General features: G+C 66.5%; 11 protein-coding genes. 5 read left to right on the forward strand and 6 right to left on the reverse strand.

Annotation, left to right across the window (positions count from 1 at the left end; genetic code table 11):
• Positions 1 to 537: BCCT family transporter (locus N7590_RS19510; RefSeq protein WP_279935812.1), on the reverse strand; the 537-nt coding region annotated here is incomplete at its 3' end.
• A 170-nt stretch (positions 538 to 707) separates the two neighbouring features.
• On the opposite strand from N7590_RS19510, the gene betI reads away from it, so the two are divergent.
• From betI to N7590_RS19535, 5 genes are all read left to right on the forward strand, one after another.
• Positions 708 to 1,298: a transcriptional regulator BetI gene (gene betI / locus N7590_RS19515; protein ID WP_049455864.1), complete on the forward strand. Its 591-nt coding sequence runs from the start codon at positions 708 to 710 to the stop codon at positions 1,296 to 1,298.
• A 39-nt stretch (positions 1,299 to 1,337) separates the two neighbouring features.
• Positions 1,338 to 2,810, forward strand: a complete 1,473-nt coding sequence (betB, locus tag N7590_RS19520) for a betaine-aldehyde dehydrogenase (protein WP_053510826.1) — start codon at positions 1,338 to 1,340, stop codon at positions 2,808 to 2,810.
• 101 nt (positions 2,811 to 2,911) lie between these two features.
• On the forward strand, positions 2,912 to 4,591 hold the full coding sequence (gene betA / locus N7590_RS19525) for a choline dehydrogenase (RefSeq protein WP_133934573.1): 1,680 nt from the start codon (positions 2,912 to 2,914) through the stop codon (positions 4,589 to 4,591).
• A gap of 177 nt (positions 4,592 to 4,768) precedes the next feature.
• Entirely contained in the window at positions 4,769 to 6,445 is a 1,677-nt protein-coding gene (locus tag N7590_RS19530; RefSeq protein ID WP_053449651.1) for a long-chain fatty acid--CoA ligase, read from the forward strand.
• 199 nt (positions 6,446 to 6,644) lie between these two features.
• Entirely contained in the window at positions 6,645 to 7,514 is an 870-nt protein-coding gene (locus tag N7590_RS19535; protein ID WP_164242867.1) for a crotonase/enoyl-CoA hydratase family protein, read from the forward strand.
• A 12-nt stretch (positions 7,515 to 7,526) separates the two neighbouring features.
• On the opposite strand, the gene N7590_RS19540 is transcribed toward N7590_RS19535, so the two are convergent.
• The 5 genes from N7590_RS19540 to N7590_RS19560 all read right to left on the reverse strand — a co-directional run bounded on the left by N7590_RS19540 (position 7,527) and on the right by N7590_RS19560 (position 16,411).
• Positions 7,527 to 10,250 carry a response regulator gene (locus N7590_RS19540; RefSeq protein WP_080375999.1) on the reverse strand — a complete coding sequence of 908 codons (2,724 nt, stop codon included), beginning with the start codon at positions 10,248 to 10,250 and terminating at the stop codon, positions 7,527 to 7,529.
• A 1-nt stretch (position 10,251) separates the two neighbouring features.
• Positions 10,252 to 11,391 (reverse strand): two-component system response regulator, encoded by a 1,140-nt coding sequence (locus tag N7590_RS19545; protein WP_053449649.1) that lies wholly within the window; start codon positions 11,389 to 11,391, stop codon positions 10,252 to 10,254.
• A 205-nt stretch (positions 11,392 to 11,596) separates the two neighbouring features.
• Positions 11,597 to 13,108, reverse strand: a complete 1,512-nt coding sequence (lysS, locus tag N7590_RS19550; RefSeq protein ID WP_164242866.1) for a lysine--tRNA ligase — start codon at positions 13,106 to 13,108, stop codon at positions 11,597 to 11,599.
• Positions 13,109 to 13,321: 213 nt separating this feature from the next.
• The gene (locus N7590_RS19555) at positions 13,322 to 14,962 is read right to left on the reverse strand and encodes an acetolactate synthase large subunit (protein WP_053510827.1); all 1,641 of its coding nucleotides are present in this window, start codon (positions 14,960 to 14,962) and stop codon (positions 13,322 to 13,324) included.
• Positions 14,963 to 15,025: 63 nt separating this feature from the next.
• Entirely contained in the window at positions 15,026 to 16,411 is a 1,386-nt protein-coding gene (locus N7590_RS19560) for an NAD-dependent succinate-semialdehyde dehydrogenase (RefSeq protein ID WP_164242994.1), read from the reverse strand.
• Between the last annotated feature and the right edge of the window lie 196 nt (positions 16,412 to 16,607).

Below are 16,607 nucleotides of genomic sequence, written 5' to 3' on the forward strand. Positions count from 1 at the left end.
CAGCGCCGAGCGCAGCGCCAGCGGCAGGTCACGGCGGTAGGCGAAATAGCCCAGCGCCACGCCCACCAGCGCGTACAGCGCCCAGCCGTGCAGGCCCCAGTGCAGGAAGGTCAGCACCATCGCCTCGCGGCCGGCGGCCACGGTACCGCCGGGCTGCCCGGGCGGATTGAGGAAGTGATCCAGCGGCTCGTAGGCGCCGTAGTACAGCAGCGCGATGCCGATGCCGGCCGAGAACAGCATCGACACCCAGGGCACGTAGCCGAAGGCCGGCGATTCCTCGTTGTGGCCCAGGCGGATGCGGCCATACGGCGAGAACGCCAGCCACAGCACGAAGCCCAGGCACAGCACGATCAGCAGCATGTACCACCAGCCGAACGCCGCCGACACCTCGGCCTGCGCCCATTGCAGCCAGTGCTCGCTGCCTTCGGGATAGAGAACGGTGAGCAGCCCGAGGATGCCGATCGACACCGAGGAACTGAAGAACACAAAACGGTTCAAGCGCAGGGGCGAACGCTTGGGATGAGCCAGGGAAGACATGGGGTCGTCTCATCAAGTCCGAGGGAGCACATGGGCGGGGCCGGACCGGTAAACCGGGCCCATGGCGTGGGGCGCGAGCGCATCCTAGGGTTTATTGATTGAACGTTCAATCAATAAAAAGCATAATGGCGGGCAGCCCGATCCTTCGGGTCGCAATCCGTGGAGAGACAATGCCGAAGAAAGGCGTGGAACCGGTACGGCGCGAGCAGCTGATCCGGGCCACTTTCCAGACCATCGACGAGATCGGCATGGCCGATGCAACCGTCGCCACCATCGCGAAGAAGGCAGGGCTGTCCAGCGGCATCGTCGCCCACTACTTCGGCGACAAGGACGGCCTGCTCAATGCTGCAATGCGGCAGATCCTGCGCGAACTGAAGGACGCCGTTGCGCGCTACCGCGCCGATGTCGGCGATGACCCGCGCGACCAGCTGCGTGCCATCGTCGATGGCAACTTCGATGACAGCCAGATCAACGGCACCGCGATGCGCGTCTGGCTCACCTTCTGGGCCGCGAGCATGCACCAGCCGGAACTGGCCCGGCTGCAGCGCGCCAACGACCAGCGCCTGTTCTCCAACCTGTGCCACCAGTTCAACCGCCTGCTGCCCCACCCGCAGGCCCGCCTGGCCGCCCGCGGCCTGGCCGCGATGATCGACGGCCTGTGGCTGCGCGGCAGCCTGGTCGGCGGCCAGTTCAATGCCGAGAAGTCCCGGCGCATCGCTTACGGCTACATCGACTTCCAGTTGCAGGCTGTCGCGCTATAAGCGCTTCAGCACCCGCCCCCTTCCAAGGAGTACGCCCCCATGACCACCCTGCCCGTCCAACAGCTGTACATCCACGGCCAGCGCGTCGATGCCACCAGCGGCAAGACCTTCAAGTCGGTGAACCCGGCCACCGGTGAGGTGATCGCCGAAGTGCAGGTCGCCAGCCAGGCCGACGTCGAGCGCGCCGTGCAGAGCGCGGCCGAAGGCCAGAAGGTGTGGGCCGCGATGACCGCCATGGAGCGTTCGCGCATCCTGCGCCGTGCGGTCGAGATCCTGCGCGAGCGCAATGATGAGCTGGCCCACCTGGAAACCCTGGACACCGGCAAGGCGCTGGCCGAGACCACCACCGTGGACATCGTCACCGGTGCCGACGTGGTCGAGTACTACGCCGGCCTGGCCACCGCCATCGAAGGCATCCAGCTGCCGCTGCGCGAATCGAGCTTCTTCTACACCCGCCGCGAGCCGCTGGGCGTGGTCGCCGGCATCGGCGCGTGGAACTACCCGATCCAGATCGCCATGTGGAAGTCGGCCCCGGCCCTGGCTGCCGGCAACGCGATGGTGTTCAAGCCGTCCGAAGTGACCCCGCTGACCGCGATCCGGCTGGCCGAGATCTACACCGAAGCCGGCGTGCCGGCCGGCGTGTTCAACGTCGTGCAGGGCCCGGGCCGCGAAATCGGCCAGTGGCTGACCGAGCACCCGGTGATCGAGAAGATCTCCTTTACCGGCGGCGTCGCCACCGGCAAGAAGGTCATGGCCAGTGCCGCCTCCTCGTCGCTGAAGGAAGTGACCATGGAGCTGGGCGGCAAGTCGCCGCTGGTGATCTGCGATGACGCCGACCTCAACCGCGCCGCCGACATCGCGGTGATGGCCAACTTCTTCAGCTCCGGCCAGGTCTGCACCAACGGCACCCGCGTGTTCGTGCCGCGCAGCATGCTGGCCGCGTTCGAAGCCGCCGTTGTCGAGCGTGTCAAGCGCATCCGCATCGGCGACCCGATGGCCGCCGAGACCAACTTCGGCCCGCTGACCAGCTTCCCGCACATGGAAAACGTGCTGCGCTACATCGAAAGCGGCAAGGCCGAGGGCGCCCGCCTGCTGGCCGGCGGCGGCCGTGCCACCGAAGGTGCGCTGGCCAACGGCGCTTACGTGCTGCCGACTGTGTTCTCCGACTGCCGCGATGACATGACCATTGTCCGCGAAGAGATCTTCGGGCCGGTGATGAGCATCCTCGCCTACGACGACGAAGACGAAGTGGTGCGCCGTGCCAACGACACCACCTTCGGCCTCGCTGCCGGCGTGGTCAGCAAGGACGTCAGCCGCGCCCACCGCATCATCCACCGCCTGGAAGCCGGCATCTGCTGGATCAACACCTGGGGTGAATCGCCGGCCGAAATGCCGGTCGGCGGCTACAAGGAATCCGGCGTCGGCCGCGAGAACGGCATCTCCACCCTCGGCCACTACACCCGCATCAAGTCGGTGCAGGTCGAGCTGGGCGACTACGCCAGCGTGTTCTGATCGGCGCGCCCTGAGCGCGCCCCATCGTCCGGCCACCGTGCCGATCCGACATTCCGCCGGGACGCCTGCATGCAGCGCGCCCCGGCCTGCAGGAGACACCCATGAGCACCCATAACGAGTACGACTACATCATCATCGGCGCCGGTTCGGCCGGCAACGTGCTGGCCACCCGCCTCACCGAAGATGCCGATGTGAGCGTGCTGCTGCTGGAAGCCGGTGGCCCGGACTACCGGCTCGACTTCCGTACCCAGATGCCGGCCGCGCTGGCGTTCCCGCTGCAGGGCAAGCGCTACAACTGGGCGTACAAGACCGATCCCGAGCCCTTCATGAACAACCGCCGCATGGACTGCGGCCGCGGCAAGGGCCTGGGTGGCTCGTCGCTGATCAACGGCATGTGCTACATCCGCGGCAACGCGATGGACTATGACAACTGGGCCAGCATGCCGGGCCTGGAAGACTGGACCTACCTGGACTGCCTGCCCTACTTCCGCAAGGCGGAAACCCGCGACATCGGCGCCAATGACTACCACGGTGGCGACGGCCCGCTGCGCGTGACCACGCCGAAGGCCGGCAACAACGAACTGTTCGCGGCGATGGTCGAGGCCGGCGTGCAGGCCGGCTACCCGCGCACCGACGACCTCAACGGCTACCAGCAGGAAGGCTTCGGCCCGATGGACCGCACGGTGACCCCGAAGGGCCGTCGCTCCAGCACCGCCCGCGGCTACCTGGACCTGGCCAAGCCGCGCCCGAACCTGACCATCGTCACCCACGCGCTGACCGATCGCATCCTGTTCTCGGGCAAGCGTGCGGTGGGCGTGCAGTGGCTGCACAACGACCAGCCGCAGCGTGCCACCGCGCGCCGCGAAGTGCTGCTGTGCGGCGGCGCCATCGCCTCGCCGCAGATCCTGCAGCGTTCGGGCGTCGGCCCGGCCGACCTGCTGCGCAGCCTCGACATCGACCTGGTGCACCACCTGCCGGGCGTCGGCGCCAACCTGCAGGACCACCTTGAGATGTACCTGCAGTACGAGTGCAAGAAGCCGGTGTCGCTGGCGCCGGCACTGAAGCTGTACAACCAGCCGGCGATCGGCGCCGAGTGGCTGTTCCTGGGCACCGGCATCGGCGCCAGCAACCAGTTCGAGGCCGGCGGCTTCATCCGCAGCGACGCCGAGTTCGACTGGCCGAACCTGCAGTACCACTTCCTGCCGGTGGCGATCAACTACAACGGCTCCAACCCGATCAAGGCACACAGCTTCCAGATGCACGTCGGCTCGATGCGCTCGCCCAGCCGCGGCCGCATCCACGTGCGCTCGAAGGACCCGCGCGAACATCCCAGCATCCTGTTCAACTACATGTCGCACGACCAGGACTGGCGCGAGTTCCGCGCGGCGATCCGCATCACCCGCGAGATCTTCGCGCAGCCGGCGCTGGCGCCGTACAGCGGCCGCGAGATTTCGCCGGGCAGCGCGCTGCAGACCGACGCGCAGATCGATGCGTTCGTGCGCGAGCACGCCGAAACCGCCTACCACCCGTCCTGCTCGAACAAGATGGGCCACGCTGATGATCCGATGGCGGTGGTCGACGGCCAGGGCCGCGTGCACGGCCTGGAAGGCCTGCGCATCGTCGATGCCTCGATCATGCCGCAGGTGGTGACCGGCAACCTCAACGCGCCGACCATCATGATGGCCGAGAAGCTGGCCGACGTGATCCGCGGCCGCACCCCGCTCGCCCGCAGCACCGCGCCGTACTACAAGGCCAACGGCGCACCGGTACGCAAGGGCTGAGTCAGGCGACCGGACCGGGCCAGAGGTAGTGCCGGCCGCTGGCCGGCATCCATCAGAACAACGAGGCCCTACGGGGCCTCTTCGCGTTTTCCCTACGGCGGGGTATGCTGCAATGACCGGCCATTGTCGATACGCTCAGGCCGGAACCTAATACATCACGATTCCTGGAGGGGGAATATGAGTCTGGATCGTCCCTGGCTGCAGAGCTATCCGAAAGGCGTTCCCGCCGAAATCGACGTCAACGAGTTCCATTCGGTCGCCTCGGTCTTCGACGCCTCCGTCGCGAAATTCCGCGACCGTCCCGCCTACTCCAGCTTCGGCAAGGTCATCACCTATGGTGAGACCGATGCGCTGGTCACCCAGTTCGCCGCCTACCTGCTGGGCGAGCTCAAGCTCAAGAAGGGTGACCGCGTCGCCCTGATGATGCCCAACTGCCTGCAGTACCCGGTGGCCACCTTCGGCGTGCTGCGTGCCGGGCTCACCGTGGTCAACGTCAACCCGCTGTACACCGCGCGCGAACTCAAGCACCAGCTGGTCGATGCCGGTGTCAGCGCGCTGGTGGTGGTCGACAACTTCGGCGACACCGTCCAGCAGGTCATCGCCGACACGCCGGTCAAGCACGTGATCACCACCGGCCTGGGCGACCTGCTCGGCGCCAAGGGTGCGATCGTCAACTTCGTGCTGAAGTACATCAAGAAGATGGTGCCCAACTACCACGTCAAGGGCGCGGTCCGCTTCAAGCAGGCGCTCAAGCTGGGCAGCCGCCACGCGCTTCCGAAGGTCGAGATCGATCACGACGACATCGCTTTCCTGCAGTACACCGGCGGCACCACCGGCGTGGCCAAGGGCGCGATGCTGACCAACCGCAACCTGATCGCCAACATGCAGCAGGCGTCGGCCTGGCTGTCCACCTCGGGCATCGAGCCGGGCAAGGAAGTGATCATCACCGCCCTGCCGCTGTACCACATCTTCGCGCTGACCGCGAACGGGCTGGTCTTCATGAAGTTCGGTGGCTGCAACCACCTGATCACCAACCCGCGTGACATGAAGGGCTTCGTCAAGGAGCTGAAGGGCACCCGCTTCACCGCCATCACCGGCGTCAACACGCTGTTCAACGGCCTGCTCAACACCCCCGGCTTCGACGAGATCGATTTCTCTTCGGTCAAGTTCACCCTGGGCGGCGGCATGGCGGTGCAGCGCGCGGTGGCCGAGCGCTGGAAGAAGACCACCGGCGTCACCCTGGTCGAGGCCTACGGCCTGACCGAAACCTCGCCGGCGGCCTGCATCAACCCGCTCACCCTGCCCGAGTACAACGGCTCGATCGGCCTGCCGATCCCGTCCACCGATGCCTGCATCAAGGACGACAACGGCAACATCCTGCCGCTGGGCGAAGTCGGTGAGCTGTGCATCAAGGGCCCGCAGGTGATGAAGGGTTACTGGCAGCGCCCGGATGAAACCGAAAAGGCCATCGATGCCGACGGCTGGCTGCACACCGGCGACATGGCGAAGATGGACGAGCACGGCTTCTTCTACATCGTCGACCGCAAGAAGGACATGATCCTGGTGTCCGGCTTCAACGTGTACCCGAACGAGGTCGAGGACGTCATCGCGATGATGCCGGGCGTGCTGGAAGTAGCCGCAGTCGGCGTTCCGGACGAGAAATCCGGCGAAGTGGTGAAGGTCGTGATCGTGAAGAAGGACCCGAACCTGACCGCCGAAATGGTCAAGGAGCACGCGCGGGCAAACCTGACCGGATACAAGCACCCCAGAATCGTAGAATTCCGAAAAGAGCTGCCGAAGACCAACGTCGGCAAGATTCTCCGTCGCGAGCTGCGTGATACGCCCGCCCAGTAAGGGTTTGCGGGCAAGCAGGCAGAACAGGGGCCCCGCCGGCGACGGCGGGGCCTTTTCATTGCCGGAACATGGCCGGCCCAGCGCTTGCGGGCGGTTCACGACGGGTGCATAGAATCAGTCGCCGCCGCACGTTCAGCTCGCCCCCTCACTCTTCTCCGTCCGCTCTGCGGTTGGCCGGACGGTCACACGGAGAACTTCCATGTCCGCAGTACGCCCCATCATCACCCGCCCCGCCCAGCACCCTACCCTGCGTATCACCGAGGAACTGGAGCGGAATGTCTACTGGATCCACATGCACGCCAACCTGGTCAACCAGCCGGGCCGGCCGTGCTTCGCTTCGCGCCTGGTCGATGACATCGTCGACTACCAGCGCGAACTGGGCGATCGTCTCAGCGCCTCGCATGTTCTGTCACCCCATGTCGTTCTGGCCTCGGACAGCGACGTGTTCAACCTGGGTGGCGATCTCGAACTGTTCTGCCGCCTGATCCGCGAAGGGGATCGCGCCCGCCTGCTTGACTACGCGCAGCGCTGCGTGCGCGGCGTGCATGCCTTCCATGCCGGTCTTGGCGCCCGCGCGCACAGCATCGCACTGGTCCAGGGCAATGCACTCGGCGGCGGCTTCGAAGCGGCGCTGAGCTGCCACACCATCGTTGCCGAGGAAGGCGTACTGATGGGCCTGCCGGAGGTGCTGTTCGACCTGTTCCCCGGCATGGGCGCCTACTCCTTCCTGTGCCAGCGGATCAGCCCGCGCCTGGCCGAGAAGATCATGCTGGAGGGCAATCTCTACACGGCCCGCCAGCTCAAGGAGATGGGCCTGGTCGACATCGTCGTCCCGGTCGGCGAAGGCGTGGCCGCAGTGGAACAGGTGATCAAGGACAGCAAGCGGACTCCGCACGCCTGGGCGGCGATGCGTGAAGTCAACGAGATCGCCACCATGGTGCCGCTGCACGAAATGATGCGGATCACCGAGATTTGGGTCGACACCGCCATGCAGCTCGGCGAAAAGTCCCTGCGTACGATGGATCGGCTGGTGCGGGCGCAGGCCCGGCGCAATGGCGACCCGGCCTGACAGCCCGGCGGTTCAGGACGGGCTGCGCTCACTGTCGTCGCGGTGCGGTGCCCCCGCACTACGCACAGCCAGCGCATTCCTGCCGTTGCGCAGGGCGGCCGACAGGTTGCCGAGCCGGGTGTTCCACTCGCCCTTCAGCTGCCAGTCCGCCATGCGCATGATCTCGCCACTGGAGGCGGCAACCTGGACCAGTCCCAGGTTGCTCGCCACACCCCGCAAGGCGTGGGCGTGCTCGCGGAAGTCTTCCCAGGCCTGGCGCTCACCGCAGGCCTGCAGCTGGCCCATGCTGGCGTCGACATCCGCCAGGCACTGGTCGATGAACTTGCGTTCGAAGCCATCGCCCATGCCCAGCGCAGCCAGCTCGTCCAGCACGGCGGTGTCGAGCACGCCATCGCCGACCGGCAAGGCGGGCACCGACTGGATGCCGGTTTCGGCACGGGTATTGGCCGCAACGTCGGCCAGTACTTCCAGCAGCCGGGTGGCGACCACCGGCTTGGCCAGGAACGCGCGCGCGCCCGCCTGTTCGCAGCGCAGGATCGACTCGGGGGTGACATCGGCACTGAGCACCATCACCGGCACATAGGGCATGCCACTGGCCTGCATCACCCGCAGCTGCTTGAGCAGGTCCAGGCCGCTCATGCCGGGCATGTGCAGGTCGACGATCGCCGCGTCGTAGCTTGCCTGCTCAAGCGCATCGAGCACTTCGGCGCCACCATTGACGCAGGTGACCTTGTGGCCGGCTTTCTCGAGCAGGCGCTGCAGCACCATCCGGTTGGCTTCATGGTCATCGGCCACCAGCACCCGCAGGCTGCGCACCCGTGCCCGATGGCGCAGGAACGGATTGGAAAAGGCAATGACGTTGCCGGCTTCGGCCACCTCGGACGCCGCCACCGGCGCCGCCACGGGGTCTGCAACGTCCAGCGTGATTTCGACCCAGAACACGCTGCCGCGCGGGCTGTTCGGGGCGTAACCGACCTGGCCGCCCATCGACTCCACCAGGCCCTTGGCAATGGCCGTGCCCAGGCCGGTGCCCTCATGGCGGCGGGCCAGGCCGACATCGCCCTGCTCGAATGCATTGAACAGGCGGGCGCGCAGCGCCACCGGCACACCGATGCCGCTGTCGACGATCTCGAAGCGCAGGCGTACCCGCTCGCTGCCCAGCGCATCAGGGCTGGACACGTGCAACTGCACGTAGCCGCTGTCGGTGAACTTGACCGCGTTGCCCATCAGGTTCAGCAGGATCTGCTGCAGATGGCCGGCGTCGCCCAGCAGGCGCGGCGGCACGTTCTCGTCCACCTGCACGCGGTAGTCCAGCGATTTCGAGCGGGTCTGCGGGGTCAGGATCAGGTTGATCGCCTGCAGCACATCGGCCAGCGCGAATTCGTGCCACTCCACCCGCACCTTGCCCGCCTCGATCGCGGAGATGTCCAGCACCTCCTCCACCAGCGCCAACAGGCTGCGGGTCGAGGCCTGGATGGTGTTCAGGCATTCGCGCTGCTCATCGTCCAGGCGGGTGGTGGCCAGCACTTCGGTCATGCCGGCCAGGCCGTTCAGCGGTGTACGGAACTCGTGGCTCATGTTGGCCAGGAAGCGGCTCTTGGCCTCGTTGGCCTGGCGTGCTTCGGCCACGGCGCGGGTCAGTGCGTGCAGCAACGAGTCGAAGTACAGCGGGATCGCGCCCAGGCCCAGCAGCAGGCCCCAGCCCAGATAGTCGTGGCCCCGCCAGTACGGCGACAGCATCACCGTGCACAGGAAAGCCAGGCAGCCCATCGCGGTGGCCACGCGCAGATAGGTACTGCCGTAGCGCATGCCGTTGCCGATCGTCACCCACAGCATCACCGCGTACAACGGTGCCGCCGGCTCGCCCTGGATGGTCATGATCCAGGCCATGCAGGTGTAGTCGGTCAGCATGCCGATCACCCGGCGCACATGCGACACGCCCGGATGCACCAGGATCGCCGCCAGCAGGCCGGCGGAGATGGTCAGTTCGAAGGCCAGGATCAGCCAGGTGGCCGTCAGCGCTTCACCGCCGCCGCTGAGCGAGCGCCAGCCCAGATAGCTGATGAACAGTGCAGTGATGACGATGCGGATCAGGTTCTGCGCGTGCTCGCTGTCTTCGCGCCCGGACAGGCGCTGCCTGAAGCGGGCCAGCAGCGAACGCGAGACGGTGGCGGCGGCGGGGGTGGTATCCATGGTCGGATGTCGCATCCTTCGGCGCAGCAGGGAAGAGCAGCACAGGGGCACCGCCAGCAGCCCCAGCCACAGGGAAAGGGCCAGGCCAGGGTTGGCCCGCCAGTACGGGGTCAACAGCACGGTGGCACCGAAACTGGCCATTGCCAACGCGATGGCAGCGGCCAGGTAGCGGGGGCCGAAGCGCAGCCCATTGCCGACCGTCACCCACATCACCACGGCATACACCCAGGCCAGCGGCTCGCCCATCTGTATCATGCCGATCGCGATCAACCCGTAGTCAGCCAGCATCCCGGCCACCCGTCGCGGGTCCGAGCGGCCCGGCTTCCACAGCAGCCAGCCGAACAGCAGCAGCGACAGGCCGAGCCCGGTCAACACCGTCGCCAGCACGCCCTGGTACTGCTCGAGCCGATGCAGGCGGGCGCCCGACAACAGCACATAGACCAGGATCAGCGAGATCAGCACCATCCGCACGATCGCCTGGCCATGCTCCGAATCCGGACGCTGCGCCAGCTTGCGCCTCACGCGTGCGAACAGGTCCTGCATGTCACCCACCCGGTCGCGTCGATGCCGTCGAGTGCTGGGCGCAGATATCCATCAGCTGCGAGTGGCCGCGCATCAGCGCATCCACGCAGCGCGGGTCGAACAACCGGCCACGCTGGGCATACAGATAGGCCAGCGTGGCTTCCATGGTCCATGCTTCCTTGTACGGACGGGGCGAAATCAGGGCGTCGAACACGTCGGCCACGGCCACGATCCGCGCCTCGAGGGGAATGGCCTCGCCCACCAGGCCGTCCGGGTAACCGCTGCCGTCATAGCGCTCGTGATGGCGCAGTGCGATCAATGCGCCGACCTGGATGAAGCGGTTCTGGCTGCCACTGAGCAGTTCATGGCCGATCCTGGGGTGCCGGCGCATGATCGCCAGCTCCTCGTCGTTGAGCTTGCCCTGCTTGAGCAGCACGGCATCGGGAATCGCGATCTTGCCCATGTCATGCAGCGGCGCCGCCATCTCGATCAGCTTGACGTCATCCTCAGGCAGGCCGAGCTGCTCGGCGATCAGTCCGGCGACCCGCGCCATGCGTTCCAGATAGGCACTGGTGCCGGCATCACGGAACTCGATCGCACGGGCCAATCGCGACAGGGTTTCGCGTTCGCGTTCCTCGACCTCGTGCATGCTGGCCAGCAGCCGCTGTTCCAGCGACAACGCACGCTGTTTCACGTTCTCGGTCTGCTGGCGCAGCTGCAACAGGTTGTAGCAGCGCGCGCGCAGTTCGCGCGGGCGGATCGGTTTGACCAGGAAATCGATGACACCCGCTTCCAGCGCCGCCTGCCGGATCGGCTCGTCGCCAACCACGGTGATCAGGATCACGGGAATATCGCGGTGCTTGGGCAGGCGGCGGAAACGGCGGGCGAACTCCAGCCCGTCCATCTCCGGCATGCGGTAATCGAGCAGCAGCAGGTCGACCGGATGCGCCTCGCACCAGGCCAACGCGGTCAGCGGGTCACCAAAGTCATACACGCTCAGTTCCGGCGCGATGTCCTCGATGACATGACGCAGCATCGTCCGCGCGGACGTCTGATCATCAACAATGACGATGTTCAACGCGTACTCTGCCTGGCTTCTCGACCATGCTGGATCATCAGCAGGCGAGGATACTCTGCCGCTGCGAACGCTCGCACCCTGCATCGGCCTGACTCCCGTGTCATACGTCCCGGTTCATGATCGTCATCACATTGTGAAGCGGACGCTTCACAATGCACCATCCCCCTGGCGCCGATCAAGCCATAACAGGCGTCAAGGTAGTGCATTAACGATACGCCGAGTGCGGGACGCGTCAATCGCGCCGTCTCGTTTCGCGACGGCGCGCACAATCAGGAGTCAGAAAAACGGCTTACTGCTCCGGACGCATGTACGGGAACAGCAGCACGTCACGAATCGAACTGCTGCCGGTCAGCAGCATCACCAAGCGATCGACGCCGATGCCGAGGCCGCCGGTCGGGGCCATGCCGTACTCCAGCGCACGGATGTAGTCGGCGTCGTAATGCATCGCCTCGTCGTCGCCACCTTCCTTCGCGGCCACCTGGGCCTGGAAGCGCTGGGCCTGGTCTTCCGGATCATTCAATTCCGAGAAGCCATTGGCCAGCTCCTTGCCATTGACGAACAGCTCGAAGCGGTCGGTGTAGCCCGGATCGTTGTCGTTGGCACGGGCCAGCGGCGAGACCTCGACCGGATGATCGGTGATGAAGGTCGGCTGGATCAGGGTGTGCTCGACGGTGGCTTCGAAGATCTCCAGCAGCAGCTTGCCCCAGCCGTAGGACGGCTTGACCTTGATCTTCAGACGCTCGCAATGGCGCAGCAGCGCCTCACGATCGGTGCAGTCGGCGGCGGAGATCTCCGGGTTGTGGTGGCGCACGGCTTCGTCCATGCGCCAGCGGCGGAACGCCGGGCCCAGGTCGATCTTCGCGCCGTCCCACTCCACTTCGGTGGTGCCGTTGACAGCGCTGGCGACGTCACGGATCACGCCTTCGGTCAGGTCCATGATCTCGTTGTACGTGGCATAGGCCTCGTACAGCTCCATCATGGTGAATTCCGGGTTGTGCCGGGTGCTGACGCCTTCGTTGCGGAAGTTGCGGTTGATCTCGTACACGCGCTCCAGGCCACCCACGGTCAGGCGCTTGAGGTACAGCTCCGGCGCCACGCGCAGGTACAGGTCCAGGTCCAGCGCGTTGTGGTGGGTGGTGAACGGCTTGGCCGCTGCGCCGCCGGGGATGTAATGCATCATCGGCGTCTCGACTTCCAGGAAGTCGCGGTTGTCGAGCCACGCGCGCATGGCGCGGATGATCTTCGAGCGCTTGATGAAGACCGCGCGCGATTCCGGGGTCACGATCAGGTCGACGTAGCGCTGGCGGTAACGCTGCTCGACGTCGGCCAGGCCGTGCCACTTGTCCGGCAGCGGGCGCAGCGACTTGGTCAGCAGGCGGATCGATTCGGCCTTGACCGACAGCTCGCCGGTTTTGGTACGGGTCAGGCCGCCTTCGACGGCGATGATGTCACCGACATCCCAGCCCTTGAAGGCCGTGTAGGCATCGCCGAGCACGGTGCCCTGCAGGAACAGCTGGATGCGGCCGGACTCGTCCTGGATCTGCGCGAAGCTGGCCTTGCCCATGATCCGCTTGGCCATCAGGCGGCCCGCCATCTTCACCTGGCGGCCGTTGCCTTCCAGGGCCTCGGCGGTCCACTGTTCGGGATCGGCGAATTCTTCCTGCAGCCGTCCGGCAAAGTCCTCGCGGCGGAAGTCGTTCGGGTACGCGATGCCCTGCCCACGCAGCGCTTTGAGTTTCTCACGGCGCTCGGCGATCAACTTGTTTTCGTCGACGGGGGGGGTATCGGTAGCTTCGCTCATGGATCTGCGGGAATCGTGTAGTGAGGGGGGATGCTGCGCCCGGCACAGCCGGTTCCACAGCATACCAAAACCGCCCTGCCCCGGCCCCTGGCGGCCCCGCCCGGTAGCCGCCAACCCTGGTTCGCGCCGACAAGCCCCCGGTAGTCGCCAACCTTGGTTGGCGCTTCGTGTGTCGACCAAGGTCGACACCTACCGGGCCGCGCGGCGCCGGCGTCAGCCGTTGCCGGGGAACGCCTGGCGCAGTTCGTCCACCAGCACCCGCTCGTTCTCCGAATAGTCGATCGGCACCGACACCAGGTGCACCCCACCCTCGTTGAACGCCGCTTCCAGGGTCGGGATGAACTGCTCGATGGCGGTCACCTCATGGCCCCTGCAGCCATAGGCCTCGGCGTACTTGACGAAATCCGGGTTGCCGAAGGTCATGCCGTAGTCGGTGAAACCATCCACCGCCTGTTTCCAGCGGATCATCCCGTAGGCGCCGTCGTTGAGGATCAGCACCACCAGGTTCAGGCCCAGCCGGCGCGCCGTTTCCAGCTCCTGGCTGTTCATCATGAAACCGCCATCCCCGCACACCGCCAGCACCCGCCGCTGCGGGTACAGGATCGAGGCCATGATGGCCGAAGGCAGGCCCGCGCCCATCGTCGCCAGCGCGTTGTCCAGCAGCAGCGTATTGGCCACCTGGGTGCGGTAGTTGCGCGCGAACCAGATCTTGTACATGCCGTTGTCCAGCGCCACGATGCCGTCCGGTGGCATCACCTGGCGGACGTCGTGCACCAGCCGCTGCGGGGTGAACGCCTGCTCCTCGGCACGGTCGGCGATGTGCTCCAGGATGGTCGCGCGCAGCGGCAGCAGCGCATCGGCGTTCGGCACCGCACCCTCGATGCGGTCGGCCAGCTGGGTCAGCGCGCGGCCGATATCACCGATCACCTCCACCTGCGGGAAGTACACCTGTTCCACCGCTGCCTGCGAGTAGCCGATATGGATCACGGTCGGGCCGCCCGGGCGCATCACGAACGGCGGCTTTTCGGTGACCTCGTGGCCGATGGTGACGATCACGTCGGCCTGGTCGATCGCCATGTGCACGTAGTCGCGCTCGGTCAGCGCCGCGGTGCCCATGTACAGGCCCGAGCCACCGGCCACCGCACCCTTGCCCATCTGCGTGGTGAAGAACGGAATGCCGGCACGCAGCACGAACGCTGACAGCGCTTCGCTGGACTGTGGCCGCGACGCCGCCGAAGCGATCATCAGCAGCGGACGCTTGGCGTTGCGGATGATCTCCGCCGCACGGTCGAGCGCCTCCGGGCTGGCAATGGGGCGATCCACCGCGTGCGGCGGAATCAGCGCCACGCCCTCGACCTCGTTGGCCGCGATGTCTTCCGGCAGTTCCAGCAGCACCGGACCCGGCCGCTCTTCCTGGGCCACGCGGAACGCCTCGCGGACAATGGTCGGGATGGTGCGCGCCGAGACGATCTGCCGTGCCTGCTTGGTCAGCGGCTTCATCGTGCTGACGATGTCGACGATCTGGAAGCGCGCCTGCTTGCTGGCGACGATGCCCTTCTGCCCGGTGATCATGATCACCGGCCACGCACCCAGCAACGCATACGCCGCGCCGGTGGTGAAGTTGAGCGCGCCCGGGCCAAGCGTGGCCAGGCACACGCCGGGCTTGCCGGTCAGGCGCCCATAGGTGGCCGCCATGAACACCGCCGCCTGCTCATGGCGGGTGACGACCAGCTCGATGCTGGAATGGCGGAGCGACTCGACCACGTCGAGGTTTTCTTCGCCGGGGATGCCGAAAATACGCTCGACGCCTTCGTTCTCAAGCGCGGCGACGAGCAGGTCTGAACCCTTGGACATTGGAATGCCGTCCTTTTCGCTGGACTGGTGGTGGATCGTTGCAGGAAGGATGAGAGCCGCGCGTCAAGGCTTGTCGAACCACACCGTCTGCGCATTGACGAATTCACGGATGCCGAAGTGCGAGAGCTCGCGGCCGAAGCCGCTCTTCTTCACGCCGCCGATCGGCACGCGCGGGTCGGACGCCGAGAAGCCGTTGACGAACACGCCGCCGGTCTGCAGCCGGCGCGCCAGCTGCATGGCGCGCGCGCGGTCGCCGGTCCACAGGTTGCCGCTGAGGCCGAACTCGCTCTGGTTGGCCAGCTCCACCGCGTGATCGGCATCGCGCGCGCGGCTGATCGAGGCCACTGGGCCGAAGGTCTCGGTATCGAAGGCCTGCATGCCCGGCTCCACGCCGGCCAGCACGGTGGGCGCATAGAACGCGCCTGGGCGCTGCAGTTGATGGCCACCGACCAGCAGCTGCGCGCCAGCCTCCACAGAAGCGCGCACCTGCGCATCGAGCTGTTCAAGCAGATCCTGGCGCGCCATCGGGCCGATGCGGCTGCCGGCCTCGCGGCCGTCGCCGACCGTCAGCGCCTGCACCTTCTGGCAGAACTGCGCCACGAAACGCTCGTAGACAACCTCTTCGACGATGATGCGCTTGCCGGCAATGCAGACCTGCCCGGTGTTCTGGAAGCGCGAGGCCACCGCCGCATCGACGGCGGCATCCAGATCGGCATCGGCCAGCACGATGAACGGATCGGAGCCACCCAGCTCCAGCACCACCTTCTTCAGCGCCTGCCCGGCCTGGGCGGCAATGCTGCGACCGGCCGCCACGCTGCCGGTCAGGGTCACCGCAGCGATACGGTCATCGGCAATCGCGCGGCTGGTGCCCTCGCGGCTGATATTGGCGGCGATGAAGGTGCCTTCCGGCAGCCCGGCATCACGCCACGCGGCATCGAGCAGCCGCGCGGTGCCGACGATGTTCTCGGCCGGCTTCAGCAGGAAGCCGTTGCCGCCCATCAGGATCGGCACCGCGGCGCGCATCACCTGCCAGTACGGGAAATTCCACGGCATGATGCCCAGCACCACGCCCAACGGCAGGTAGGACACGTAGGCCTTGTCGTCGGGCACCTGGGTCGGTTCGTCGCGCAGGAACTGCGCGCCGTGGTCGGCGTACCAGTCGCACAGCACGGCGCACTTTTCGATCTCGGCCAACGCTTCGGCCTGGACCTTGCCCATCTCGGCGGTGGCCAGCGCGGCCAGCGCGTCACGGTCGCGGCGCAGTACACCCGCCATCGCGCGCAACACGCCGGCGCGCTGTTCGAGGCTGGTTTCGCTCCAGGCGGCAAAGCCGGCCTGGCCGCGATCGAGGATCGCCTCCAGTTCGGCGTCGGTGGCGAAGGGATGGCTGGCGATGAGCTGGCCGGTGGCCGGATCGCGGGAAATGGCAGTGCTGGGGGCAGCGGACATGCAGGTCTCCTGGTGTCTCGACGACGGGCAGTGGCCCGTCTCCTGCACAGGAATGTGGACCTGTTCGATGGCAGCAACAAGGCGTCTGCTTATCCTGTGACCTGCACTTACCTGCCTGAATGGGGGGCTCTTTGCAGGGCTGCGCCCTGCACCCGCCGAAGCAACAGCACAAGCTGGTTTCCTGCGGGATGGCGGG

It is taken from the genome of Stenotrophomonas sp. GD04024 (genome assembly GCF_029837545.1).
Classification (GTDB): domain Bacteria; phylum Pseudomonadota; class Gammaproteobacteria; order Xanthomonadales; family Xanthomonadaceae; genus Stenotrophomonas; species Stenotrophomonas forensis.

Bases quoted from the DNA above. Each gene is read 5' to 3' on its own strand.
- N7590_RS19540 (WP_080375999.1), bottom strand. From the start codon at position 10,250: ATGCAGGACCTGTTCGCACGCGTGAGGCGCAAGCTGGCGCAGCGTCCG.
- N7590_RS19535 (WP_164242867.1), top strand. From the start codon at position 6,645: ATGTCCGCAGTACGCCCCATCATCACCCGCCCCGCCCAGCACCCTACC.
- lysS (WP_164242866.1), bottom strand. From the start codon at position 13,108: ATGAGCGAAGCTACCGATACCCCCCCCGTCGACGAAAACAAGTTGATC.
- N7590_RS19530 (WP_053449651.1), top strand. From the start codon at position 4,769: ATGAGTCTGGATCGTCCCTGGCTGCAGAGCTATCCGAAAGGCGTTCCC.
- N7590_RS19560 (WP_164242994.1), bottom strand. From the start codon at position 16,411: ATGTCCGCTGCCCCCAGCACTGCCATTTCCCGCGATCCGGCCACCGGC.
- betB (WP_053510826.1), top strand. From the start codon at position 1,338: ATGACCACCCTGCCCGTCCAACAGCTGTACATCCACGGCCAGCGCGTC.
- N7590_RS19545 (WP_053449649.1), bottom strand. From the start codon at position 11,391: ATGCAGGGTGCGAGCGTTCGCAGCGGCAGAGTATCCTCGCCTGCTGAT.
- betI (WP_049455864.1), top strand. From the start codon at position 708: ATGCCGAAGAAAGGCGTGGAACCGGTACGGCGCGAGCAGCTGATCCGG.
- N7590_RS19555 (WP_053510827.1), bottom strand. From the start codon at position 14,962: ATGTCCAAGGGTTCAGACCTGCTCGTCGCCGCGCTTGAGAACGAAGGC.
- betA (WP_133934573.1), top strand. From the start codon at position 2,912: ATGAGCACCCATAACGAGTACGACTACATCATCATCGGCGCCGGTTCG.